Below are 23,170 nucleotides of genomic sequence, written 5' to 3' on the forward strand. Positions count from 1 at the left end.
CAGGATGCGCGGCAAAGGTCACGGGAAACGCATCCATGCTCGTCTCTCTCCTCGCGCCGCGGCTGATCCTCTCCGGCGGAGGGGCCGTCTCGAAGGTGGCGGAGGTGCTGGCGCAGTTCGGCCTCTCGCGCCCGCTGGTCGTCACCGATCCCTGGATGGCCTCCTCCGGCACGGTGGATCGCTGCCTTGCCCCGCTGCGCGAGGCGGGGATCACCCCCGGCGTCTTCCACGACACGGTGCCTGACCCCACCGACACCGTGGTGGAGGCGGGCGTGCAGGCCTTCCGCGCCGGGGATTATGACTGCCTCATCGGCTTCGGCGGCGGCAGCCCGATGGACACGGCCAAGGCCATGGCCATTCTCGCCGCCGCACCCGAAGGCACGCATATCCGTGCCTACAAGGTGCCCGCCCAGGCCAACCGCGGCGCCGTGCCCATCATCTGCATTCCCACCACCGCCGGCACGGGCAGCGAGGCGACTCGCTTTACCGTCATCACCGACACGGCGAATGACGAGAAGATGCTTATCGCCGGCCTCGGTGCCCTGCCGCTGGCGGCCATCGTGGACCACCAGCTCACCTGGACCGTGCCGCCCCGCACCGTCGCCGACACCGGCATCGACAGCCTCACCCATGCGCTGGAGGCCTTCGTCAGCCAGCGCGCCAATCCCTTCAGCGACGAATTTGCGCGCAATGCCATGCGGTTGATCGCGCCGAATCTCCGCCGCGCCTATGCCGATGCCGCGAAGGGCGGCGGCGAGCGCGACGAGGAAGCGCGGGAGGCGATGATGCGCGGCGCCACCCTGGCAGGCCTTGCTTTCTCCAATGCCTCCGTGGCGCTGGTTCATGGCATGTCACGCCCGATCGGCGCGCATTTCCACGTCCCGCACGGCCTTTCCAACGCCATGCTGCTGCCGGCCGTCACCCGTTTCGGCCTGCAGGCCGCGTTGCCGCGCTACGCGGAGGCAGCGCGCGTCATGGGGATTGCCGGGGACGGGGAGGGAGACCAGTCCGCCGCAGTCCGCCTCGTGGAGGAGCTCGAGGCCCTGAACCATGAGCTGAACGTTCCCACCCCCGCCGCCTATGGCATCGACGCGGCTCGCTGGGACGGGCTGCTGGAGACGATGGCGGCCCAGGCCCTGGCCTCGGGCAGCCCGGCCAACAATCCGCGCGTCCCGGATGCGGCGGAGATCGTTGCGCTGTATCGTGAGGTCTATGCCTGACACGAACCTCGCCCTGGACGCAGCCGGTCTGATCCGCGGCGTCGCGGCCGGGGAGGCCGGCGCGCTCCGGCGCCTCTATGACGCGCATTCCTCGCGGCTCTTCGGCATCGCAATGGCGATCCTGCGCGACCGCGATGCGGCGGCCGATGCGTTGCATGATGCCGTGCTCAAGATCGCCGGCCGAGCCGTCCAGTTCGACCCGTTGCGCGGCGAGGCTGGCGCCTGGCTCGGCGCCATAGTCCGCAATGCCGCCCTGGACCTCGCCCGCGCCCGTGGGCGCGAGACCCCGATCGACGACCCCAGCCTCGGCGATACCGCGGTGGCACCGGAGGCGCTGGAGCGTCTGGCCGAAGCGCAGGAATCCGTGCGCCTGCGCGACTGCCTCGCTGCGCTGGAGGCAAATAACCGCGAAGGGATCGTCCTTGCCTTCGTCCACGGCCTCTCCCATGCGCAGATTGCCGCACGGCTGGAGATGCCGCTGGGCACGGTGAAGGCCTGGATCCGCCGCGGCCTCGCGCGGCTGAAGGGGTGCCTCGCATGATCCCCGCCGATCCGGAGGCGCTGGACTCCCTCGCCGCCGAGCATGTGCTCGGCACCCTTGACGCCAGGGAGGCTGCCGAGGTCGCCCGCGCCATTCCCTTCAACGCACCCCTGCGCGAAGCTGCCGCCGCCTGGGAGGCCCGGCTCGCCCCACTTGCCGGCCTTTCCCTGCCCGAGGCGCCCCCCGCCGAATTGTGGGACCGGATCGAGGCCTCACTCGCCGCACGTGGTTCGGCGCCCGCCGGGCCGTTGCGTCCATCCCGGCTCTGGAAGGCCTGGGCGGCTGGTGCCACCGCGGTTGCGGCCGGGTTAGCTGCCTTCCTCATCCTGCGCCCCGCCGAGCCCGCCCGGATGATGACGGTGCTCCTCACCAGCCGCGACCAGCCGGCCTGGCTCGTGGAGAGCGAGGGCGGCGGGCTGCGCCTCGCCAGCCTGAACCCCCGCGCCGTGGAGCCCGGCCGTGTTCAGCAGCTCTGGGCCCTGCCGCCCGGAGCAACTGCGCCCATTTCGCTTGGGCTGATCCCCGCAAGCGGGCAGGCCAGCGTCGCGCCCGGTCTCGTGCGGCCGCAGCCGGGCATGTTGATCGAGATCACGCTGGAGCCACCGGGCGGGTCCCCGACAGGGCGGCCGACGGGGCCCATCCTGTTCATCGGGCGCCTTGCACCGGCGCGGCCGTCTTAGGAATTTTGCCTCGGGCGTTGCGGCGAGCGTCGGCATCTCCGGAACCGCGTGGCTTCGATAAAGGGGGCGTCGATAAAGAGCGTGTGCCAGCCGGGCTGCCCCGCGCTCTGTCGCGCTCGCGCTTTGGTGATGCTCGTCCCGGCGTCCAGACAGCATCGCGCCCCGTAGCGCCTGGGCGGGGCAAGGCGTCCCGCCCAAGCACGGAGAGACGCATGCCCTGTTCCATCCACCGCCTTGCCCTGGCAGGTGCCGCCATCCTCGGCCTTTCAGTCGGGGCGGAGGCCGCGACCTTGATCGGCCTGACTGCCGAGGGCAGCCTGGTCAACATCGATACCGATACGCGCCGCGCTGCCGCCCCGGTCCGCGTGCGCGGCGCCGAGGGAAAGCTGCTGGGAATCGACATCCGCCCGGCCGACGGCAAGCTCTACGGAGTGACGGAGAGCGGGCAGGTCGTCACCATCGACTCGATGAGCGGTGCGGCCACGAAGGTAAGCCAGCTGAATGAGCGCTTCGAATCCGGCGGGCGCGCGGTGGTCGACTTCAACCCTGTGGCGGACCGCCTGCGACTAATGGGCAGCTCCGGCATAAATTTCCGCGTCAATGTGGAGAATGGGCAGGTCGTCCGCGACGGCCAGCTAAAGTACCAGCCGGGCACCCCGCTGGCGGATACAACGCCGCGCATCTCGGCCGGCGCCTATACGAACAGCATGATGGGCGCCTCGGCCACCATGCTGCTGACGGTGGATGCCGTGCTCGGCCAACTGAACCTACAGGCACCGCCGAATGACGGCGTGCAGCAGATGCGCGGCCGAATCGGCGAAGGCGTCCCCGCAAGTGCAGCCTTCGACATCCTCACCGAGGGCACGACCAACACCGGGTACTTCCTGTCGGGCGGTGTGCTGCACACGATCAATCTGGAGAACGGGATGCCGACGGCTCTTGGCCCGGTCGCTGGCAGCATGGAGGTGATCGACATCGCCGCGATGCGCTGACGGCTAACGGCTAGGCGGCCGTGCGCTCCGCTCCGCGCTCAGTCCTTCGCGCGGCTGAGCGGACGCCGCGTGCCGCGTCAGGCGGCAGCCCAGGCCGGATGGGCCGCCGCCAGAAGGGGGCGGCCGACGGCGAAACCCTGCGGATGGTCAGCCCAGGCCCACGCGAGGCCTGCCACAGCGCGGCATCCGTCACCCCCTCGGCCGTTACCAGCATTCCCCGTGCATGGGCCATGGCGACCAGACGCTCGATCTCCGCCCTTGCGCGACGGCTGTGGCGCGTTGCGTCCACCAGATGCCGGTCCAGCTTGAGGCCGGTGAAGGGGAGGTCCAGCAACACGTCCCGGTTCTTTTCCAGGCTCATGTCGTCAATCCGGACGGGATGGCCCGCCTGGCGCAGGCGGGTCACGGCTGCGACGCCGCATGCAGCGCGTCCCAGCCGGAGCTTCCGGGATGCGGCTCGCAGAGGAGTCCCAGCGGCGGGCGCCGAGGGCGGACCAACCAGGCCATGGCTTCGGACAGCGGCACGGCGCGGGCGGCGCCCCGATGAGGCGAAGCCCATCCTGGACGGCGGAAAGAAGCCCGGAATTCCGGATGACGGCGTGGATTTTGCCGTCTCTGTGAGCCTGATTGGCAGCCAGCGCACCTTCACGAACCGGTTCGACGGGCAAGTCCGGCCTACCGCGATGCCTGGGCCGGAGCATAGGGCCGGCCCAGGCAGGGCCCCAGAACACCCCTCTCGCGCTATCGACTTGCAAGTTTTCCGTCAGCCGCCGCTCACCTGCCAGGGCGAGGTTTCCCAGCGGCTGCGGAGCGTCACCAGGTCCTGGGTAATCAGCGCGCGCCACGCCGTCTCTTCGTGGAAGACCGGCAGAATGAAGCGGGCCTCCGCCTGGGCGAGGAACTCCGGATCGGCGGCGGCGGCGGCAAGGGCACGGGAGATGCGGGATGCCGCCTCAGGGGCAATGCTTGCCGGTACGGCGATCCCCCGGCGCAACCCCGCCTCGATCGCCAATCCGGCTTCGCGCAGGGTGGGGGTTTCGGGAAGCTGTGGATGCCGGGCGCGCGCGGCAATCGCGAGCACGGCCAGCTTACCCTCCCGCACGGGCATGACGCAGTCGGAGATGGCAAGCATCGCTGCCTCGACATTGCCGGACATCGCCGCCTGCCTCGCCGCGGTGGCTGAGGGGAAGTGCAGGTGCTCCAGCGGCAGCTCGGTTCCAAGTTCGGCGGCGAGGATGGCGGCCGCGCTTACCGGCGGCGGCAGGGCCAGGGGCCTCCCACCGCTCTGGCTGCGCAGCGCCGCCAGCTCCGTGCCGGGCGGGGCGACCAGCGCCACCGGCTCCTCTGTCACGCTGCCGATGAAGCGCAGCCGATCGAACAGCGCGGTCGCATGGCGCTCCACCATGCGCGCCAGGAGGGAGGGCATGGGCGCATAAGCCATGACGGAGCCGTCGGTCGGCGCATCCGCCAGGTCGCGCATCACTGCGAGCCCGCCCTCGCCGACGCGATTCACCACCGCGACCTGCACCTGCTTCATGTGTCGCTCGAGGAAGGGCGCGAAGCCGCGTACCCAGAGATCGGCGCCGCTGCCTCCCGCGGCCCCGACCAGCAGCGTGATGCTGCGCGGCCGCGTGCCCGGCGGCACATAGGGGTAGGAAAGCTGCGCCCAGGCCGTCCGCGAGCCAGCGGCGGCCAGGGGCAGGGCGCCGAGGAGGGCGCGCCGCCTTGTCATCCCCGCGGCCTTGCGGCGGTCGCAGCGGTCTTGGGCGCCTGCGCGCCCGACCTGCCCGCAGCGCCCGGTTTAGCCACGGCCTCGGTCCCGCGCCGCAGCCGGTTCTCCCCGAGGAAGAGCAGGATCGGCGCCGCGATGAAGATCGAGGAGGAGGCGGAGATGACGATGCCGAAGAGCATCGCCCAGGCGAAGCCCGCCAGTGTCTCGCCACCGAACAGGGCCAGCGGCAGCGCCGAGAGGAACAGCGTCATGGACGTGCCGAGAGTGCGGTTCAGCGTCTCGTTGATCGAGCGGTCGATCAGCTCGCGCAGCGGCATCGTCTTGAACTTGCGCAGGTTCTCCCGCATCCGGTCATAGACCACGACCTTGTCGTTGGCCGAGAAGCCGATGATCGTCAGGATCGCCGCGATGGTCGTCAGGTTAAACTCGAGCCGGGTGACGGCGAGGAAGCCCACCACCTTGGTCGTATCGAGGATCAGCGTGACGATGGCGCCGATGGCGAACTGCCATTCGAAGCGGAACCAGATGTAGATCAGCATCGCGCCGAGCGAGATGCCGAGCGCGATCAGCCCACCCCGGAACAGCTCGTCCGAGACGCGGTTGCCCACCGCCTCGGTCCGCAGGATGCGCGCGCCGGGAGCCACCGTCTCGAGCGCGCCACGCACGCGGGAGACGGCCTGCTGCGTCGCGCCTTCCTCCCCCTGCACGGGCAGGCGGATCAGGACGGTGGAGGCGTCGCCGAATTCCTGGATGCCGACATCGCCGAGATTGAGGCCCGCGACGGCGCTGCGGAGCTGGCCGAGATCGGCGGGGCCCGGCGTGCGGGCCTCCATGATGATGCCGCCCTTGAAGTCGATGCCCTGTTCGAGCCCCGGATTGATGGCGAGGATGACGGAGCCGATGGAGAGCACCGCCGAGACGACGAGCCCCATTACGCGCCCCTTCATGAAGGGGATGCGCGTGTCATCGGGCACCAGGCGGAAGAGAGGGCGGCGGAGGAAGCCGAACATGGTTGTTCTCCCTCTCAGACCGGCAGCTCGCGCGGACGGCGCGCGCGGTACCACCAGGAGACGAACAGGCGGACGAGGGTGGTGGCGGTCCACATCTGCACGATGGTGCCGATGGCGACCGTGACGGCAAAGCCCTTCACCGGGCCGGAGCCGAAGGCATAGAGGCAAACCATGGCGATCAGGTTGGTCAGGTTGCTGTCCATGATCGTGCCGGAGGCCTTGGTGAAGCCCATCTCCAGCGCCTGGATCGGAGTCCGCCCCGCCCGCGTCTCCTCGCGGATGCGTTCATTGATGAGGATGTTGGCGTCGAGCGCCGTGCCGAGGGTCAGCACGATGCCGGCGATGCCCGGCAGCGTCAGCGTCGCCTGCAGCAGGGACAGCGCCGCCATCATCAGCATGATGTTCACCAGCAGGGCGATGTTGGCGAACCAGCCGAACAGGCCATAGGCAAAGCCCATGTAGAGGAAGACGAAGAGGGCGCCGACCGCGAGCGAGATCATGCCCGCCCGGATGGCATCCGCGCCCAGCTCCGGCCCGACCGTTCGCTCCTCCACCACCGTCAGGGGCGCGGGCAGGGCGCCGGCGCGCAGCAGCACGGCGATGTCGTTCGCGCTGCGTGCGTTGAAGCTGCCGCTGATCTGGCCGCTGCCGCCGATGATCGGCTCGCGGATCACCGGAGCGGTGATCACCTTGTCATCCAGCACGATGGCGAAGGGGCGGCCGACATTCTGCCGCGTCACCTCGGCAAAGCGGCGGGTGCCCACGCTGTCGAAGGTGAAGTTCACCACCCATTCGCCATTCCGGCTGTCCTGGCCCGCGCGGGCATCGGACAGGTTGGCGCCGTCCACCTCCACGCGGCGGCGCACGGCGTAGCGCTGGGCAGGCTGACCGTCCCGCGCCTCGCCGGAAAGGAACTGCACGCCCGGGGGCGGGGCGCCCGTGCCGTTCGGATTCGCATTCTCGTCCAGCAGGTGGAAGGTCATGCGGGCGGTGCGGCCCAGCAGGTCCTTGATCCGGTTGGGGTCCTCCACGCCCGGCAGCTGCACCAGAATGCGGTTCTGCCCCTGGCGGGCAATCAGCGCTTCGGACACGCCGGTTTCATCGATGCGGCGGCGGACGATCTCGATGGACTGCTCCACGGCGCCGGTGCCGCGCGCCACCAGGGCGGCGTCCGACAGGGTGGCGGTGACGGTGCCGTCCGGGCTGGTGGCGACGGTGATGTCCGGCTCGGTGGCGCCAGTGGCGGAGCCGCGGATCGGAACCGGGTTGGCCAGTTCCCGCAACTGGGCGGCGGCGGCCTCGGTCTGGGCCGGATCGCGCACGCGCAGCGTGAGGCGGCGGTTGTTCGGATCCGGCGACAGGTTCAGGTAGCCAATATTGGCAGTGCGCAGCCGTGTGCGGGCACCATCGGCCAGGCTTTCCACCCGCTCCCGCACCACCGCGTTCATGTCCACCTCCAGCAGGAGATAGGAGCCGCCGCGCAGGTCGAGGCCCAGCGAGATCTGCCGCGCCGCCCAGTCGGGCAGGGCCGAGCGGGGCACGAGATTCGGAACGCAAAGAAGCAGGCCCAAGGCGATAACGCCCAGGATCGCGGCGACCTTCCACCGCGCGAAGTACAGCATGGCCTGTTCGGCCCCCCGTTAAAAACTGGCAATCTGCCCTGGAAACAGGGGCGGAACATGCGGCCCGGCCGCCCCCGATGCAACCCTGGTGGTTCTTTGCTACAGGCCTCCGTCTTCGAAGGGGATCGGGCATATGCGGCTACGTCTGGGCATCCTGGGGGCCGGCCATTTCGGCCGCTTCCACGCGCTGAAGGCCGCGAAGGCCCCGCGCTTCGACTTCATCGGCCTGCATGATGCCGATCCGGCCCGTGCCGCGGTGGTGGCGGCCGAGGCCGGCTGCCCCGCCCTTTCGGCAGAGGAGGTGATTGGCCGGGCGGAAGCCGTGATCGTGGCCGCGCCTACCGCCTTCCACCATGGACTGGCCCATGAGGCGCTTTCCGCCGGAAGGCATGTGCTGGTGGAGAAGCCGATCGCCGCCACGCTGGAGCAGGCCGACGAGTTGGTCGCGCTGGCCAAGGCGAAGGGCGTCGTCCTGCAGGTCGGGCAGCTCGAGCGCTTTTCCGGCGGCATGCGCGCGCTTCGGGCGGAGGGCGGCCTCGCCGCGCGGGTGGGACGCCCGCTCTATATGGAGGCCATCCGCATCGCGCCCTTCCGGCCACGCAGCCTGGATGTCTCGGTGATCCTGGACCTGATGATCCACGACCTGGACCTGGCGCTGGCCCTGGCGAACAGTCCGCTGGTCGGGGTGGATGCTGTCGGCAGCAGCGTCGTCTCCCCGACCATCGACATCGCCAATGCCCGGCTCCGCTTCGGCAATGGTGCCGCCGCCACCATCACTGCCAGCCGCGTCTCCCTGCACATGGAGCGCCGCCTGCGGCTCTTCGGCGACAGCGGCTACCTCAACCTGGACCATCTGAAGCGGGAGATGAGCTGGGTCCGGCGCGGGGAGGGCGAGCCGCTGGAGCAGATCCCCGGCCATGGCCTCTCCCAGGCAACCTGGGCGGAAAGCGACAGCCTGGAGGCCGAGCATGCCTCCTTTGCCGCGGCTTGCCTGGACGGAGCGCCGATCGAGGCGGATGGCGCGGCCGGGCGGGCGGCGCTGGATGCGGCGCTGCGGGTGGAGGCGGCGGTGAAGGCGTGTCTGGAGGCCGTGGGCGCCTAGGAGTGCCATTGCCCTATGGGTGAACCGCCCCGGGGAGAAGCGCCTGGAGCATTGCCCTCGAAGGCGGAGGGCGAAGGATGCTCCAGGCCGCGCCGGCCCTCAGGCTGGCGTCGCGAACCGGCTGTAATCCTTGGTGTTGATCAGCTTCGCCTTGATCTGGGCGACGCCGATATATTCCTTCAGGGCGAACAGGTATTTGGTGAAGGTGGAATCCGTCGCCGCCTTCTTGTTGTTCGGCCCGAACACGATTCCCAGCTTCGCCTCATGGTCATGCCTGACGCGGATGTAGCCGAAGGCGAAAAGCCCGATCAGCTCGCGGCCAAGAACGCGCGGGCGCGATGCGGAGGCGTCCCATAACAGGTCATCGGCCGGGTTCGTGCCCGATGCGAGATGGAACTGAGCGAGCCCGTGGATGCCGCCAAGCAGCCAGGCGTCGTTCGGAAGCGGCCACCAATCCTGCTCGTTGAGAACGCTGCCGGTCTTGTTGGAAGCCGAGGTTCGGGGATTTCGGCCGGTCGTCGTGCCGCTGGGATTGGTCATGGGGTAGGCGGCCGTCGTTCCTATGTTCTTCAGCATGTCGTTGTCCTGGCGGATTGAGATGTCGCCAAGCACCAGCATGGAGAGCTGCGAATTCCGGGCATTGGAGTAGAGCTTCCAAGCCCGGTCGATCTCTTCCGTCTTGCCCCATCGGTCGGCGTACCAGCGGGGCATCTGCTTGCTGTAGTCGCTGTAGAGGCCGTCGAGTTCGGTCTTGAACGTCTGCTGGTCGTACATGGCACCTCCTGAATGGGCGTCACGGCTGCCCTTCTGCCTGGATGCAGTCCAGGGTGCGGAGATGTCGGCGCCCCTTCGGTTGTCCTGGTGGCCGTAAACTCGCCCAGTTCGACTGGAACTGCTCCGCACTACAGCTTCTGCGTGTGTTGGGGCGCCATGCAACTTCAATGTAGGAGGAGAGGCGGGCTTGTGCCCGCAGAAATCAAACGCACAGTACCACTGGCGCAGGTGCCGAGTGGATGGTGGATCTGGGCAGCTTCCGCGCCGGCCACCGTGGCAAACCCCCGGGGGTCCGGGGGCCGCGTTCGGCCCCCGGTGGGATCCAGGGGCAAAGCCCCTGGCCGCGGATCAGAGAATCGACTGCCCCGTCTTCTGCCAATCCGCCAGGAAGCTCTCCAGCCCCCGATCTGTCAGCGGATGCTTGTAGAGTGACTTGATCACCGACGGCGGCAGGGTGGCGACATGCGCACCGATCTTGGCGGCCTGGATCAGGTGGATCGGGTGGCGGATGGAGGCCACCAGCACCTCGGTCCGGATGGCCGGATAGTTGTCATAGATCTGGACCGTGTCCTCGATCAGCTGCATGCCGTCCTGGCCGATGTCGTCCAACCGCCCGACGAAGGGGGAGATGTAGGTCGCGCCGGCCTTGCCCGCGAGCAGCGCCTGGGCCGCGGAGAAGCACAGGGTCACGTTGACCATCACCCCGTTGTTCACCATATGTTTGCATGCGCGCAGCCCGGCTTCGGTCAGCGGCAGCTTGATGACGACGTTGGGGGCGATCCGCCCGAGGAATTCCCCCTCGCGCATCATGCCGTTGTAATCCGTGGCCGTGACCTCGGCGCTGACGGGGCCGGGGGTGATGTCGCAGATCTCCTTGATCACCTCGGCCATTGGGCGGCCGGACTTGGCGATCAGGGACGGGTTGGTGGTGACGCCGTCGAGCAGCCCGCTCTCGGCGAGGGCGCGGATTTCGGAGACCTCGGCGGTGTCCACGAAAAATTTCATGATCTCTGTCCTGGAAGGCGCGGCCCTGGAGGCCGGGAAGGGGCGGGGTCTGGCGGGGGCGGATCAATAGCGATGGAAGAGGCCGAGTCCAGCGCGAAGGGCGCAAGCCTGGATGGCGGGCTGTTCGGGGACGGCCTCGTCTCCGCGCCCGCCGCCACGACCAAGGGCAAGCGCCGCGGCGCCGCGCCCAAGGGGCCGCCGGCCCGCCGCATCCGCGTGCTGCTGCCGCTGCCGCTCGATACGCCAGGGGGCGGCGCCTATGATTACCGCGTGCCCAACGGCACGCTTCTGCCGGAGCCGGGCAGCTTCGTTGCCGTGCCCCTGGGCGGGCGCGAGATGCTCGGAGTGGTCTGGGATGGCGAACCGGATCCGAACCTGGCCGAGGGCCGCCTCCGCGATATCCTGGGAATCCTGCCTGCGCCGCCGATGAAGGAGGCACTGCGCCGCTTCGTCGAATGGGTGGCCGCCTACACGCTTGCCCCGCCCGGGGCGGTGCTGCGCATGGCGATGAGCGTGCCCTCCGCCCTGGAACCGCCGGGCCAGCAGGCCGGATGGAAGCTTTCCGCCGCCGGCGAGATCGCCCGCGAGGGCGCCCCGGGCTACCGGATGACCCCCCAGCGCCGCCGGGTGTTGGAAGCGATGCAACCCGGCGAACCCCGGGCCGGCGCCGATATCGCCGATGAGGCCGAGGTCTCCACCGGCGTGCTGCGCGGCCTGGCCGATGCCGGGCTGATCGAGCCCGCCCTGCTGCCGCGCCCCCGCAGCTTCGCCCGGCCCGATCCGGAGCATCCCGGCCCGTTCCTGGCGCCGGAGCAGGAGGAGGCGGCGGCCAGCCTCCGGGAATCGGTGGCGAAGCGCGCCTTTGGCGTCACTCTGCTGGCCGGCGTGACCGGCTCGGGCAAGACCGAGGTCTATCTCGATGCCGTGGCCGAATGCCTGCGCCAGGGGCGCCAGGCACTGGTTCTGCTGCCGGAAATCGCCCTCTCGGCGCAATGGCTGGACCGCTTCAAGGCCCGTTTCGGCTGCGCCCCCGCCCTGTGGCACTCGGAACTCTCGGGCCGGCTGCGCCGCGCCACCTGGCGTGCGGTGGCGGATGGGGAGGTGGGGGTGCTGGTCGGCGCCCGCTCGGCCCTGTTCCTGCCCTTCCCGAATCTCGGCCTCATCATCGTGGACGAGGAGCACGAGACCGCCTTCAAGCAGGAGGACGGCGTTATCTACCACGCCCGCGACATGGCCGTGGTGCGCGCCCGCATGGCCGAGGCGAGCTGCGTCCTCGTCTCCGCCACGCCGAGCCTTGAGACGCTGACCAATGCCGAGCAGGGCCGCTATTCGGCCGTCAACCTTCCCAGCCGCCACGGCAGCGCCGGCCTTCCGGAGGTGACGGTGCTGGACCTGCGCAAGGTTCCGCCCGAGCGCGGCCGCTTCATCTCCCCTCCGCTGATCGAGGCGATCACCGAGACCCTGGCGAAGGGGGAGCAGGCCATGCTCTTCCTCAACCGTCGCGGCTATGCGCCGATGACACTGTGCCGCACCTGCGGCCATCGCATCCGGTGTCCCAACTGTACGGCCTGGCTGGTGGAGCACCGCGCGCAAAGGCGCTTGCAATGCCACCATTGCGGCCATGCTGAGCCCATCCCCCCGCACTGCCCGGAATGCGGCGCGGAGGGCAGCCTGACCGCCATCGGTCCCGGAGTGGAGCGAATCCAGGAGGAGGCTGCGCAGCTTTTCCCCGATGCGCGCCGCTTCGTGATGGCTTCCGACACCATTCCCGGCCCCGCCGCCGCCGCCGAGGCCGCCCGCATGATCGCGGACCGCGAAGTGGATTTGCTGATCGGCACCCAGATCGTCGCCAAGGGCTGGCACTTCGCGCATCTGACGCTGGTGGGGGTGGTGGATGCCGATCTTGGCCTCGCGGGTGGCGACTTGCGGGCCGCTGAGCGGACGGTGCAGCTGCTCCACCAGGTTTCCGGCCGCGCCGGCCGCGCGGAAAGCCCGGGCAAGGTGCTGCTGCAATCCTGGAACCCCGAACACCCGGTCATGCAGGCCCTGGTGTCGGGCAACCTGGAAAACTTCATGGCCGAGGAGGCGGAGGCCCGGCGCCCCGGCGCCTGGCCGCCCTTTGGCCGTCTCGCCGCCCTGATCGTCTCCTCCGAGGATGAACGCGCGGCGGACCGGGTGGCGCGGGACCTTGGCCTGGCCGCACCGGGCGGGGAGGGGGTCCAGGTTCTGGGGCCCGCCCCGGCGCCCCTGGCCATGCTGCGCGGCCGCCACCGCCGCCGCCTGCTTCTGAAGGCGCGGCGGGACGTGGCCGTTCAGCCGCTCCTGCGTTCCTGGCTCTCCCGGGTGGAGGTGCCGAATGCGGTGCGGGTGCAGGTCGACGTGGACCCGGTGAGCTTCCTCTAAGGCTTCGTCTAAGAAACGGATTCGCAGGCTGCGGCCAACGGAAAACAGCCCCAGACTCCGTCCGGGGCTGCTCCGTTCACGCGGCTGAAGAAGCGATCAGCCCTGGAGTGGCAGGTCGTCCCGCGCATTTCGCGCCCGGGCCACACCGCCGCCTTCGACATAGATCTCCGTTGCATCCGGCTGGACGCCGAATCCGGGCACTGCGGGCCGCATCGCCGGATCGGCATCCGGGGCGGCGCTCTCCAGCGCCTCGTCGAGTTCGGCGCCCCGGCCGACGCCGGGTTGCAGCCCCTCCCGCCAGCCGCCCGTTTCGCGGAGCCGCCGCTCCTCCTCCAGGCCTTCGTAAGGTCCGCTCCGCTTCTCCTCGGACCGGACCTCCTCTGGCCGGTCCCCAGGCTTGCTACCGCTCATGGCACGGCACCCCTAGGGCTTGCCGCCCGACCGGGTGCCGGCCTCGCCGCTACCCTGGTCGGTGGCCTTGCCGAGGTCCTTGCCGCCCGGCGAGATGAAGCCTGTGGTGCCGGAATTCGTGTTCGCGGGATCGGAGGCGGGGAAGGTGTCCTCGACTGCCTTGTCGGCCTTTGCCTCGCGCCCCGCCCCCGGCTTCAGGTCCGATACCCAGTCGCCCGTTTCGCGGTCCCGCTTCTGGTCGGTCTTATCCGTGCTCATGCTGGCCTCCTTGGCAGGAATTCGTGGTCGCTCCGGAAGCAGGGGCGGAGCGCCCCGCCCCTCCGGGTCAGGGATAGAGCGCGGCAGGTGGGGGAGGGTTCCAATCGACCGGCAGGTGCACCAATTATGGGGCACAGGCAGGGGCGCGGGACGCGCCGCTTCCGGGCTGGCCGGCATGCCGGGCGGCATCGGTGTGCGATGGGCCCGACCCAGGGGCGTTGTTCGCGCCCTGGGGCGATTGCACCGCCGCATTGCATCATGTTAAGGGGCCCGCGCCGGCGCCTGGGGATTCCCGGAGCGTCACGCGCAGGCCCGCCTAACCCGGTAATGCCGGTGGAATCGGGCGGACAGGTCCTCACCAACCCCTCGAACGGGATCGCCAGTGGCCTCCGAAGCAGCCGCCATCGACAAGTCTGCCGCGCCCCAGGCCACTTCAGGCCAGACGGGCGGCGTGGCGCAGCGCTACGCCCTCGCGCTGCTGGAACTGGCCAAGGACAAGAAGACGGTCGACGCCGTCGCGGCCGAGGTCGAGAACCTTGCCGCCCTCGTCCGCGAGGATGCCGGCTTCCGCGCCTTCATCGCCGATCCCCGGCTGGGCGCCGCGGCCCAGCGGAACGGCGCCTTCGCCGTGCTGGACCGCGCCCGCATCGGCGGGGACGTGAAGAACCTGGTGGGCGTGTTGATCGCCAACCGCCGCCTCTCGGCGCTCGCCGAGGTGCTGTCCACCTTCGGCGCCCTGCTTGCAGAGCAGCGGGGGCAGCAGGCGGCCGAGGTCGTCACCGCCCATCCGCTGAACGCGACCCAGCGCACCCAGATCGCCGCCCGCCTCACCGAGGCCGGCTATTCCAACGTCCGCCTCACCGAGACGGTGGACGCTTCCATCCTGGGCGGCCTGATCGTCAAGATCGGGTCTCGCCTCTACGACACATCCATCAAGTCCAGGCTCCAGCGCCTGAGCTACGCCATGAAGGGGGCCGCCTGACCATGGACATCCGTCCCGCAGAAATCTCGGACATCCTGAAGCAGCAGATTGCTGGCTTCGACACCGACGCCAATGTGGCCGAGGTCGGCACCGTCCTGACGGTCGGTGACGGCATCGCCCGTTGCTACGGCCTGCAGAACGTCATGGCCGGCGAGATGGTGGAGTTCCCTTCCGCCGGCGTGCGCGGCATGGCGCTGAACCTCGAATCCGACAATGTCGGCATCGTGGTCTTCGGCGATGACAGCCGCATCCGCGAAGGCGACACCGTCTCCCGCACCGGCACCATCGTGGACGTGCCCGTCGGCAAGGGCCTGCTCGGCCGCGTGGTCGATGGCCTCGGCAACCCGATCGACGGCAAGGGCCCGCTGACCAACGTCACGCGCTCGCGCGTCGAGGTGAAGGCGCCGGGCATCATCCCGCGCAAGTCCGTGCACGAGCCGATGCAGACCGGCATCAAGGCGATCGACAGCCTGATCCCGATCGGCCGCGGCCAGCGTGAGCTGGTCATCGGTGACCGCCAGACGGGCAAGACCGCTGTCATCATCGACACGATCCTGAACCAGAAGACGATCAACTCCGGCACCGACGAGAGCAAGAAGCTCTACTGCATCTACGTCGCCATCGGCCAGAAGCGCTCCACTGTCGCCCAGCTCGTCCGCACCCTCGAGGAGCGTGGCGCGATGGAATACTCGATCGTCGTGGCCGCCACGGCCTCCGACCCGGCCCCCATGCAGTTCCTGGCGCCCTACACGGGCTGCACGATGGGCGAGTACTTCCGCGACAACGGCATGCATGCCGTCATCTTCTATGACGACCTGTCGAAGCAGGCCGTCGCCTATCGCCAGATGTCGCTGCTGCTGCGCCGTCCGCCGGGCCGCGAGGCCTATCCGGGCGACGTGTTCTACCTGCACTCCCGCCTGCTCGAGCGCGCGGCGAAGATGGGCGAGGCCGCTGGCCTCGGCTCGCTGACCGCGCTGCCGGTGATCGAGACGCAGGCGGGCGACGTGTCCGCTTACATCCCGACCAACGTGATCTCGATCACGGACGGCCAGATCTTCCTCGAGACCGAACTGTTCTTCCGCGGCATCCGCCCGGCCGTGAATGTGGGTCTGTCGGTGTCCCGCGTGGGCTCGGCGGCGCAGATCAAGGCGATGAAGCAGGTGGCCGGCAAGATCAAGCTGGACCTGGCGCAGTATCGCGAGATGGCGGCCTTCGCCCAATTCGCCTCGGATCTCGATGCCTCCACCCAGGCCCTGCTGGCCCGTGGCGCGCGCCTGACCGAGCTGCTGAAGCAGCCCCAGTACGCGCCCGTGCCGGTCGAGGAGCAGGTGGTGGCGATCTTCGCCGGCACCCGCGGCTACCTGGACAAGGTGCCTGTGAACCAGGTCGGCGAGTTCGAGAAGCGGATGCTCGGTGAGCTGAAGGCGGCGAAGCCCGAGATCCTGGAGGCCATCCGCAAGGAGGGTGCCATCTCCGGCGACACCGATAAGGCACTCGCGGCCTTCCTCGACAGCTTCGCCAAGTCCTTCGGCTGACGCGGGGGACGCGGAGAAGCCCTCATGGCCAGTCTCAAGGACCTGCGCGGTCGCATCAACAGCGTGAAGTCCACGCGCAAGATCACGCAGGCGATGAAGATGGTCGCCGCCGCCAAGCTGCGCCGTGCCCAGGCGCAGGCCGAGGCGGCGCGGCCCTATGCCCAGCGAATGGAGCGCATGCTTGCCTCCCTCGGTGCGGCGGTGGCGGACAGCCCCGACGCGCCGAAAATGCTGATCGGCACGGGGCGCGATCAGGTCCACCTGTTGGTCGTGGTGACCGCCGAGCGCGGTCTCTCCGGCGCCTTCAACACCAATGCTGGCCGCTTCGCGCGCGCCCGCATTCGTGCACTGGAGGCCGAGGGCAAGACGGTGAAGCTGCTGACGGTGGGTCGCAAGGGCGCGACCTACCTGAAGCGTGAGTTCGCCAGCCGCGTCGTGGGTGAGATCAGCTACCACAACGTCAAGCGCCTCGGCTTCGAGCAGGCGGATGAGATCGCCACCCGCATCACTGCGATGCTGGAGGCCGGCGAGTTCGACGTCTGCACGCTGATCTACAACCGCTTCCAGAGCGTGATCAGCCAGATTGCCAGCGAGCAGCGCCTGATCCCGGCGCCGCTGCCCGCCAATGACGCGGCTGCGGCCCCCGCGGGCGAGTTGCCGGCACTGTATGAGTACGAACCCGGCGAGGAAGAGCTCTTGGCGGCGCTGCTGCCGAAGAACCTCGCTATCCAGATCTATCGCGCCCTGCTGGAGAACGCGGCCGGCTTCTTCGGAAGTCAGATGACCGCGATGGACAACGCCACGCGCAACGCGGGCGACATGATCAACAGGCTGACGCTCAACTACAACCGCACGCGACAGGCCAACATCACCAAGGAGCTGATCGAGATCATCTCCGGTGCTGAAGCGGTCTGACAGGAGCCATCCGATGAAGAACAATGTTGGCAAGGTCACCCAGGTCCTTGGCCCCGTCGTGGATGTGCAGTTCCCCTCCGAGCTGCCGAACATCCTCAACGCGCTGACGACCGACGTTTCCGGCCGCACCCTCGTCCTCGAGGTTGCGTCGCATCTAGGCGAGCGCACCGTCCGCGCCATTGCCATGGACACCACGGACGGCCTCGTCCGCGGCACCGAGGTGGTGGACACGGGCAAGGGCATCTCCGTGCCGGTGGGCGAGGGCACGCTCGGCCGCATCGTGAACGTCATCGGCGAGCCGATCGACGAGCGCGGCCCGGTACCGCACGACAAGACCTACACCATCCACCGCGAGGCCCCGGCCTTCGAGGACCAGGCGACCAGCACCGAGATCCTGGTCACCGGCATCAAGGTGGTGGACCTGCTGGCGCCCTATTCCAAGGGCGGCAAGATCGGCCTCTTCGGCGGCGCCGGTGTCGGCAAGACGGTGACCATCCAGGAGCTGATCAACAACATCGCCAAGGGTCATGGCGGCGTGTCGGTCTTCGCCGGCGTGGGTGAGCGCACCCGCGAGGGCAACGACCTCTATCACGAGATGATCGACGCCGGCGTCATCAAGCTCGGCGAGAATGGCGGCACCGAGGGCTCCAAGGTGGCGCTCGTCTACGGCCAGATGAACGAGCCGCCGGGCGCGCGTGCGCGCGTGGCCCTCTCGGGCCTGTCCATGGCGGAATACTTCCGCGATGAGCAGGGCCAGGACGTGCTCTTCTTTATCGACAACATCTTCCGCTTCACCCAGGCGGGCGCCGAGGTGTCGGCGCTGCTCGGCCGCATCCCCTCCGCGGTGGGCTACCAGCCGACCCTGTCGACCGACATGGGCGCGCTGCAGGAGCGCATCACCTCCACGAAGAAGGGCTCGATCACCTCGGTGCAGGCCATCTACGTGCCCGCCGACGACCTGACCGACCCGGCGCCTGCGACCTCCTTCGCTCACCTTGACGCGACGACGGTGCTGAACCGCTCCATCGCCGAGCTGGGCATCTTCCCGGCCGTGGACCCGCTGGACTCCACCTCCCGCGCGCTCGACCCGCGTGTGGTGGGCGAGGAGCACTACCGCGTGGCCCGCGAGGTGCAGCGCGTCCTGCAGACCTACAAGTCGCTGCAGGACATCATCGCGATCCTGGGCATGGATGAGCTCTCGGAAGAGGACAAGCTGGTCGTGGCGCGCGCGCGCAAGATCCAGCGCTTCCTCTCCCAGCCTTTCCATGTTGCCGAGGTCTTCACCGGCACGCCGGGCGTCTTCGTGAAGCTGGAGGACACGATCCGCAGCTTTGCTGGCATCGTCGCCGGCGAGTACGACCACCTCCCCGAGGCCGCCTTCTACATGGTCGGCACCATCGATGAGGCCGTGAAGAAGGCTGAGACCCTGAAGGTTTCGGCCTGACCCCATGGCAACCTTCGACCTCGAGCTGGTGAGCCCGGAGCGCCTGCTCCTCTCGCGCCCCGTCGAGATGGCGGTCATCCCGGCCTATGAGGGCGAGATGGGCGTGCTGCCCAACCATGCACCGATGATCGTCGCCCTCAGGGGCGGCGTCATCCGCGTGACGGAGGGCGGGCAGGAGACCGAGCAGCTCTTCATCATGGGCGGCTTTGCGGAGATCACCCCGACCCGTGTGACCGTGCTGGCCGATGAGGTCACCCCGGTCGCCACCCTCTCCCGGGCCGCCGCCGCCCAGCGCGTTACCGAGGCGGAAGCGGCGCTGGCCGCGGCCGCCGACGAAACGCCGGAGGTGCGTGACCGCGCAAGCGACCGACTGATGGCCGCCCGCGCCATGCAGGAAGCCGCCCAGGCCGCCTGAATCAACAGCTTGGGCCGGGGTGGCGGGTTGAAACCGCTCGCCCCGGCCGCGAGATGTCACGAGCCTGTCATGCCCGGCGGGGCGGCCTGACTCCAGGCCGCCCCGTCGCGCTATGATGGGTGCCGCGAATCGCCACGGACTACCGGGAAGCGCATGAAGCACTGGACCCTCGACCAGATCGCCTGGGACAAGTTCGATCCGGCGAAGGTCGATCCCGAGATCGTGCCGCTGGTCAAGGCGGCGGCGCTGGTGGAGAAGAACGGCGTCGATTACGCCGTCTATCTGAACAACGTCTTCGTGGGTGACCCTGACTTCAGCCAAGCCGCCGACAACTGGGCGGTGGAGGAGGTCCAGCATGGCGATGCCCTAGGCCGCTGGGCCGAGATCGCCGATCCCGGATGGTCCTTCGACGATGCCTTTGCCCGCTACCGCGCCGGCTACAAGATCGACGTGAAGGCCGATGCCTCGATACGCGGCTCGCGCACTGGCGAGTTGATTGCCCGCTGCATGGTCGAGACCGGGACCTCCTCTTACTACACCGCCCTTGGCGAGAGCACGGATGAGGTGGTGCTGAAGCAAGTCTGCAAGCTGATTGCGGCGGACGAGTACCGGCACTTCAAACTCTTCTACGACCACATGAAGCGCTACTTGGCGCGCGAGAAGCTCTCCTTCCCCAAGCGCCTGCACGTCGCTGCGGGCCGCATCGGCGAGTCCGAGGACGATGAGCTGGCCTATGCCTATCATTGCGGCAACGAGACCGCGGACACGCCCTACAGCCATGATCGCTGCATCACCGGCTACATGGGCCGCGCCATGGCCTACTATCGCTTCCGCCATATCGAGCGGGGCATGGGAATGGTCTTCAAGTCGATCGGGCTGGAGCCGCGCGGCCGCCTTTCCGGGATTGCGGCCAAGGGTGCCTGGAAGCTGCTGCAATGGCGGCGGGAAAAGTATCGCCAGGCGCTGACCCGGGCCGCCAACGAGAACGCACCCGCCAAGGCCGCCGCCTGAGCATGCTCCGCTCTCCCTCGAATTCGCCGGGGGGGGTGTCGCGCCGTGTTGTCCTCGGCGGCGGGCTTGCGGCGGGCGCCGGCGGCTGCGCTCAGGCCCAGCCGGTGGTCGCCCCCGCGCGGGACCTTGGGGGCAATCCTGGCCCGGGACTGTGGGAGATCGCCCGGGGCCGCGGCATCGCCTTCGGCGCCGCCGTCCAGGCGCAGCTCCTCGCGACGGACCCGGCCTATGAGCAGGCCTACGCCCGCGAGGCCGGCGTGCTGGTGCCGGAGTTCGAGGGCAAGTGGTCCGTTCTGCAGCCGAAGGAAGGGGAGTTCGATTTCCGGCTGCTGGAGGCCATCGTGCAATGGGGCCAGGCCCGAGGCCGCACCACCCGCGGCCACGCCCTGGTCTGGCACGAGGCCTTCCCGGAATGGGCGGTGAACGCTCTATCAGAAGGCGCGCCACGCGCCCGCGCCGTCATGGCGGCGCATATCGCCCGCGTCCTCTCCACCACCCGCCTGCGCATCCGGGACTGGGACGTGGTGAACGAGGTCATCGCCGACCCGCCCGGCAGCGACACCCCCCAGGCCGAGGGAGAGTTGCGCAACAGCCCCTTTCTCCGCGCCCTCGGCCCCTCCTACATCGAGACGGCCTTCCGCCTGGCGCGGGAGCAGGACCCGACGCTCCGCCTTGTGCTGAATGACTATGGGCTGGAGGAGGATACGCCCTGGGCCGCCGAGAAGCGCCGCCGCCTGCTGAACCTCGTGCGTAGCCTGGTCCGGGCGCGGGTGCCGATCGACGCCGTGGGCATCCAGGCGCATCTCCAGATGGACCGCCCTTTCCGTCCGCAGGTCTTCGGCGATTTCGTCCGCGCCCTGCGTGCCGAGGGGTTGTCCGTGCTGGTGACAGAGCTGGACATCCGCGAGGCCAGCAGTGTGCCGGATGACTTTGTCGCACGGGACCGTCTCATCGCCGAGCGCGCCGGCGCCTTCATCTCATCCGCACTCGAAGCCGGGGTGAAGACCTTTCTGACCTGGGGCCTGGTGGATCGCTACTCCTGGTTGGTGCTCGAACCTGCCGTCGGGCGGCGCGACGGCAAGTTGCATCGCGGCCTGCCCCTGGACTGGGAGTACAATCGCAAGGAGATGTGGCGCGCCATGGCCCGGGCCTTCGCCTCAGCCTAGGTGGCTCAGCCGGGCACCGCGTAGCGTGCGAAGTCCCGTGCAAGGCGTTCATAAATTGGCCGGCGGAAGGGCACGGCAATGCCGGGTAGGCTGGACAGCTCTGCCCAGCGCCAGGCGTCGAATTCCTGGTGGGCGTCGGCATCCAGCCGGATTTCCGAATCCTCCCCGAGGAAGCGCAGGGCGAACCAGAGCTGCGTCTGGCCCCGGAACTTCCCGCCTAGCGCCTTGCCGACGAGATGTGCGGGCAAGTCGTAATTCAGCCATTCGGCCAACCGCCCAATCACCGTGGCGTTGCGCGTGCCGATCTCCTCCGAAAGCTCGCGCAGGACGGCCGCCTCCGGGTCCTCCCCAGGATCCAGCCCGCCTTGCGGAAGCTGCCAGGCGCCCGAGATCGCTTCCCCGGCTGGCTGGTCCGCGCGGCGGGCGATCAGCACCTGGCCCTGACGGTTGAACAGGCAGGCGCCAACATTCGGGCGGAGAGGCAGGAGGGTCATGGAAGGCCTGTGCTGCGGCGGCCCTCGCGGACCCGGTCCGCGGGTGATGCCGGGGCGGGCCCGCAGACGCAAGCCGGAGCGGCCGGGAGGGATGGCCGGGCCGGGCTAGTTCCGGGGCAGGTCTTCGGGACGCCGGATGAGGGCGGTAACGGGCACCATCACCAGCCCTCGCTCTCCCAGTCCCGCTGCCCAAGCTGCCACGCGATCCACCAGCACGGGCGAGACATCGGCCGCCAGCCCCAGGGCGGAGCCGCGTTCCCGCGCGATCCGCTCCAGCTCCGCGAGGCGGCGGTCGATCTCGCTTCGCGTCGCCGGCTCGTCCACCACCAAGTCCACGGAGCGGCCCCAGGCACGCGCCGGGGAGGGAGCTCCCGGGCGAGGATCGACATAAAGCAGCCCGCGCTCCCGCAGAATATCCTGCACGGCGCCGAGGGACTCCGGCAGGGCCGCGAAACGCTCGCCCCGCATCGGGCCCAGCGCTCCCAGGGCTCCCACCTGCCCGCCAATCCGTGACAGCACCCAGGAGAGGCGGTCCTCGTTCTCGGCCGCCGGCAAGGAGGTGAGCAGGGCGCGATCACCCGGATCGTTCACCGGGTAATTGGCAGGTTCCAGCGGCAGCGCACTCAGCATCTCCATACCGCGGGCGCGGGCGCGCTCGAGGAGCGGGTCGGGCCGGCTGGCATAGGGGGAGAAGGCAAGGCCGGTTGCCGTCGGCAGGCGCTGAATCGCCTCTTCCGAAAGGGCCGCGGACAGGCCCAGATTGCCCACCACCAAGGCTACTTTCGGCCGCGTCTCCGTCCGGTCGAAGGGATGGGCATAGGCTCGAATAGAACTCCGCCCACCTTCGCCCAGACGCGGCAACAGGCCGTGGCGGGAGGGTTCCTGCAGGGCCGGATCGGGCGGCAGGATGGGGCGGTGGGCCGGCGGCTCGGGACGCGGGGCCAGGGCGGCGAGGGGCGGAGGCTCCGGCGCGCTGGGCAGGGCCAGGGCGGCCACCGGTGCCGGGGGCGGCGCGGGAGCGGCGACGACCGGGGGTGCCACCGGAATGGCCGGAGTGTCCGGCGGCAGGGCCGCAACGGAGGATGACTCGGTGGCCGGAAGCATCTCGGCCACGTCCGGCGCTGGCGGCGCGGGTGGGGTTGGTTCGGGGGCGAGCGGAACCTGGGCGGAGAAGGGTGCAGGCGTTTCGGCGACAGGCCTTGGGGCGGTCGTCGCCCGGTCCCTGACAGGCACCGGCGGCGCCGGTATCGGGGCAGGTGGTTCTGCTGGCGCGGGTGGCGCCAAGCTCGCCACCCTCGCATCGCCACCCGCCGGTGCGGGTGCCGGCGCGCGGGCCAGGGAGGCGGGCACCCCATCCTCCGGCGGCCCCAGGCGGCTCAGCGCCAGGATGCCGCCGCCGAGGACGGCCAGGACCAGCAGCCAGAAGACGCCGAGTGCCTTCATCCCTGGCATCGGCGA

At 69.4% G+C, this 23,170-nt stretch carries 23 protein-coding genes; 13 read left to right on the forward strand and 10 right to left on the reverse strand.

The window, feature by feature from the left end; translation table 11 throughout:
* The first annotated feature begins 35 nt into the window (after positions 1-35).
* From GSE44_RS16090 to GSE44_RS16105, 4 genes are all read left to right on the forward strand, one after another.
* On the forward strand, positions 36-1,220 hold the full coding sequence (locus tag GSE44_RS16090; RefSeq protein ID WP_159349852.1) for an iron-containing alcohol dehydrogenase: 1,185 nt from the start codon (positions 36-38) through the stop codon (positions 1,218-1,220).
* Complete coding sequence (locus GSE44_RS16095) at positions 1,213-1,761, forward strand: sigma-70 family RNA polymerase sigma factor (RefSeq protein ID WP_159349853.1); 549 nt, start codon at positions 1,213-1,215, stop codon at positions 1,759-1,761. Before GSE44_RS16090 ends, GSE44_RS16095 begins: the two co-directional genes overlap by 8 nt.
* The gene (locus tag GSE44_RS16100; RefSeq protein WP_159349854.1) at positions 1,758-2,441 is read left to right on the forward strand and encodes an anti-sigma factor; all 684 of its coding nucleotides are present in this window, start codon (positions 1,758-1,760) and stop codon (positions 2,439-2,441) included. Before GSE44_RS16095 ends, GSE44_RS16100 begins: the two co-directional genes overlap by 4 nt.
* A 212-nt stretch (positions 2,442-2,653) precedes the next feature.
* The gene (locus GSE44_RS16105) at positions 2,654-3,433 is read left to right on the forward strand and encodes a DUF4394 domain-containing protein (protein ID WP_159349855.1); all 780 of its coding nucleotides are present in this window, start codon (positions 2,654-2,656) and stop codon (positions 3,431-3,433) included.
* 10 nt (positions 3,434-3,443) lie between these two features.
* Here GSE44_RS16105 and GSE44_RS26270 read toward each other — a convergent pair whose 3' ends face one another.
* The 4 genes from GSE44_RS26270 to secD all read right to left on the reverse strand — a co-directional run bounded on the left by GSE44_RS26270 (position 3,444) and on the right by secD (position 7,797).
* Positions 3,444-3,992, reverse strand: a complete 549-nt coding sequence (locus GSE44_RS26270; protein ID WP_268893661.1) for an EAL domain-containing protein — start codon at positions 3,990-3,992, stop codon at positions 3,444-3,446.
* Between the two features lie 204 nt (positions 3,993-4,196).
* Positions 4,197-5,165, reverse strand: a complete 969-nt coding sequence (locus tag GSE44_RS16115) for a tripartite tricarboxylate transporter substrate-binding protein (RefSeq protein ID WP_159349857.1) — start codon at positions 5,163-5,165, stop codon at positions 4,197-4,199.
* A complete protein-coding gene (secF, locus tag GSE44_RS16120) occupies positions 5,162-6,175 on the reverse strand; it encodes a protein translocase subunit SecF (RefSeq protein WP_159349858.1) in 1,014 nt (337 codons plus the stop codon). The genes GSE44_RS16115 and secF overlap by 4 nt, the downstream gene beginning before the upstream one ends.
* Before the next feature lie 14 nt (positions 6,176-6,189).
* Entirely contained in the window at positions 6,190-7,797 is a 1,608-nt protein-coding gene (secD, locus tag GSE44_RS16125) for a protein translocase subunit SecD (RefSeq protein WP_159349859.1), read from the reverse strand.
* 133 nt (positions 7,798-7,930) lie between these two features.
* Here secD and GSE44_RS16130 point away from each other — a divergent pair, with 133 nt between their 5' ends.
* Positions 7,931-8,899 (forward strand): Gfo/Idh/MocA family protein, encoded by a 969-nt coding sequence (locus GSE44_RS16130; RefSeq protein WP_159349860.1) that lies wholly within the window; start codon positions 7,931-7,933, stop codon positions 8,897-8,899.
* Positions 8,900-8,998: 99 nt separating this feature from the next.
* On the opposite strand, the gene GSE44_RS16135 is transcribed toward GSE44_RS16130, so the two are convergent.
* Both GSE44_RS16135 and fsa read right to left on the reverse strand, forming a co-directional pair.
* On the reverse strand, positions 8,999-9,673 hold the full coding sequence (locus GSE44_RS16135; RefSeq protein ID WP_159349861.1) for a hypothetical protein: 675 nt from the start codon (positions 9,671-9,673) through the stop codon (positions 8,999-9,001).
* 348 nt (positions 9,674-10,021) lie between these two features.
* Positions 10,022-10,678: a fructose-6-phosphate aldolase gene (gene fsa, locus GSE44_RS16140; protein ID WP_159349862.1), complete on the reverse strand. Its 657-nt coding sequence runs from the start codon at positions 10,676-10,678 to the stop codon at positions 10,022-10,024.
* A 72-nt stretch (positions 10,679-10,750) separates the two neighbouring features.
* Between fsa and GSE44_RS16145 the strand changes: the two genes are divergently transcribed.
* Positions 10,751-13,081 (forward strand): primosomal protein N', encoded by a 2,331-nt coding sequence (locus GSE44_RS16145; RefSeq protein ID WP_235924877.1) that lies wholly within the window; start codon positions 10,751-10,753, stop codon positions 13,079-13,081.
* A gap of 96 nt (positions 13,082-13,177) precedes the next feature.
* Here the strand turns inward: GSE44_RS16145 and GSE44_RS16150 are convergent, their stop codons facing one another.
* Together GSE44_RS16150 and GSE44_RS16155 are read right to left on the reverse strand one after the other, a co-directional pair.
* The gene (locus GSE44_RS16150) at positions 13,178-13,492 is read right to left on the reverse strand and encodes a hypothetical protein (protein WP_159349863.1); all 315 of its coding nucleotides are present in this window, start codon (positions 13,490-13,492) and stop codon (positions 13,178-13,180) included.
* Between the two features lie 12 nt (positions 13,493-13,504).
* Entirely contained in the window at positions 13,505-13,750 is a 246-nt protein-coding gene (locus GSE44_RS16155; RefSeq protein ID WP_159349864.1) for a hypothetical protein, read from the reverse strand.
* 382 nt (positions 13,751-14,132) lie between these two features.
* Between GSE44_RS16155 and GSE44_RS16160 the strand changes: the two genes are divergently transcribed.
* The 7 genes from GSE44_RS16160 to GSE44_RS16190 all read left to right on the forward strand — a co-directional run bounded on the left by GSE44_RS16160 (position 14,133) and on the right by GSE44_RS16190 (position 21,218).
* Positions 14,133-14,732, forward strand: coding sequence for a F0F1 ATP synthase subunit delta (locus tag GSE44_RS16160; protein ID WP_159349865.1), 600 nt, complete (start codon positions 14,133-14,135; stop codon positions 14,730-14,732).
* 2 nt (positions 14,733-14,734) lie between these two features.
* A complete protein-coding gene (gene atpA, locus GSE44_RS16165) occupies positions 14,735-16,267 on the forward strand; it encodes a F0F1 ATP synthase subunit alpha (protein ID WP_159349866.1) in 1,533 nt (510 codons plus the stop codon).
* A gap of 24 nt (positions 16,268-16,291) precedes the next feature.
* The gene (locus tag GSE44_RS16170) at positions 16,292-17,182 is read left to right on the forward strand and encodes a F0F1 ATP synthase subunit gamma (RefSeq protein ID WP_159349867.1); all 891 of its coding nucleotides are present in this window, start codon (positions 16,292-16,294) and stop codon (positions 17,180-17,182) included.
* Positions 17,183-17,195: 13 nt separating this feature from the next.
* Positions 17,196-18,626: a F0F1 ATP synthase subunit beta gene (gene atpD, locus GSE44_RS16175; RefSeq protein WP_159349868.1), complete on the forward strand. Its 1,431-nt coding sequence runs from the start codon at positions 17,196-17,198 to the stop codon at positions 18,624-18,626.
* Positions 18,627-18,630: 4 nt separating this feature from the next.
* Entirely contained in the window at positions 18,631-19,041 is a 411-nt protein-coding gene (atpC, locus tag GSE44_RS16180) for an ATP synthase F1 subunit epsilon (protein WP_159349869.1), read from the forward strand.
* 153 nt (positions 19,042-19,194) lie between these two features.
* On the forward strand, positions 19,195-20,052 hold the full coding sequence (locus GSE44_RS16185; protein WP_159349870.1) for a ferritin-like domain-containing protein: 858 nt from the start codon (positions 19,195-19,197) through the stop codon (positions 20,050-20,052).
* 2 nt (positions 20,053-20,054) lie between these two features.
* Complete coding sequence (locus GSE44_RS16190; RefSeq protein WP_159349871.1) at positions 20,055-21,218, forward strand: endo-1,4-beta-xylanase; 1,164 nt, start codon at positions 20,055-20,057, stop codon at positions 21,216-21,218.
* A 5-nt stretch (positions 21,219-21,223) separates the two neighbouring features.
* Here the strand turns inward: GSE44_RS16190 and GSE44_RS16195 are convergent, their stop codons facing one another.
* Complete coding sequence (locus GSE44_RS16195; RefSeq protein ID WP_159349872.1) at positions 21,224-21,712, reverse strand: RNA pyrophosphohydrolase; 489 nt, start codon at positions 21,710-21,712, stop codon at positions 21,224-21,226.
* 105 nt (positions 21,713-21,817) lie between these two features.
* Positions 21,818-23,164 carry a divergent polysaccharide deacetylase family protein gene (locus GSE44_RS16200; RefSeq protein ID WP_159349873.1) on the reverse strand — a complete coding sequence of 449 codons (1,347 nt, stop codon included), beginning with the start codon at positions 23,162-23,164 and terminating at the stop codon, positions 21,818-21,820.
* Between the last annotated feature and the right edge of the window lie 6 nt (positions 23,165-23,170).

Source organism: Muricoccus harenae, from assembly GCF_009848505.1.
In the GTDB taxonomy this organism is placed as follows: domain Bacteria; phylum Pseudomonadota; class Alphaproteobacteria; order Acetobacterales; family Acetobacteraceae; genus Roseomonas; species Roseomonas harenae.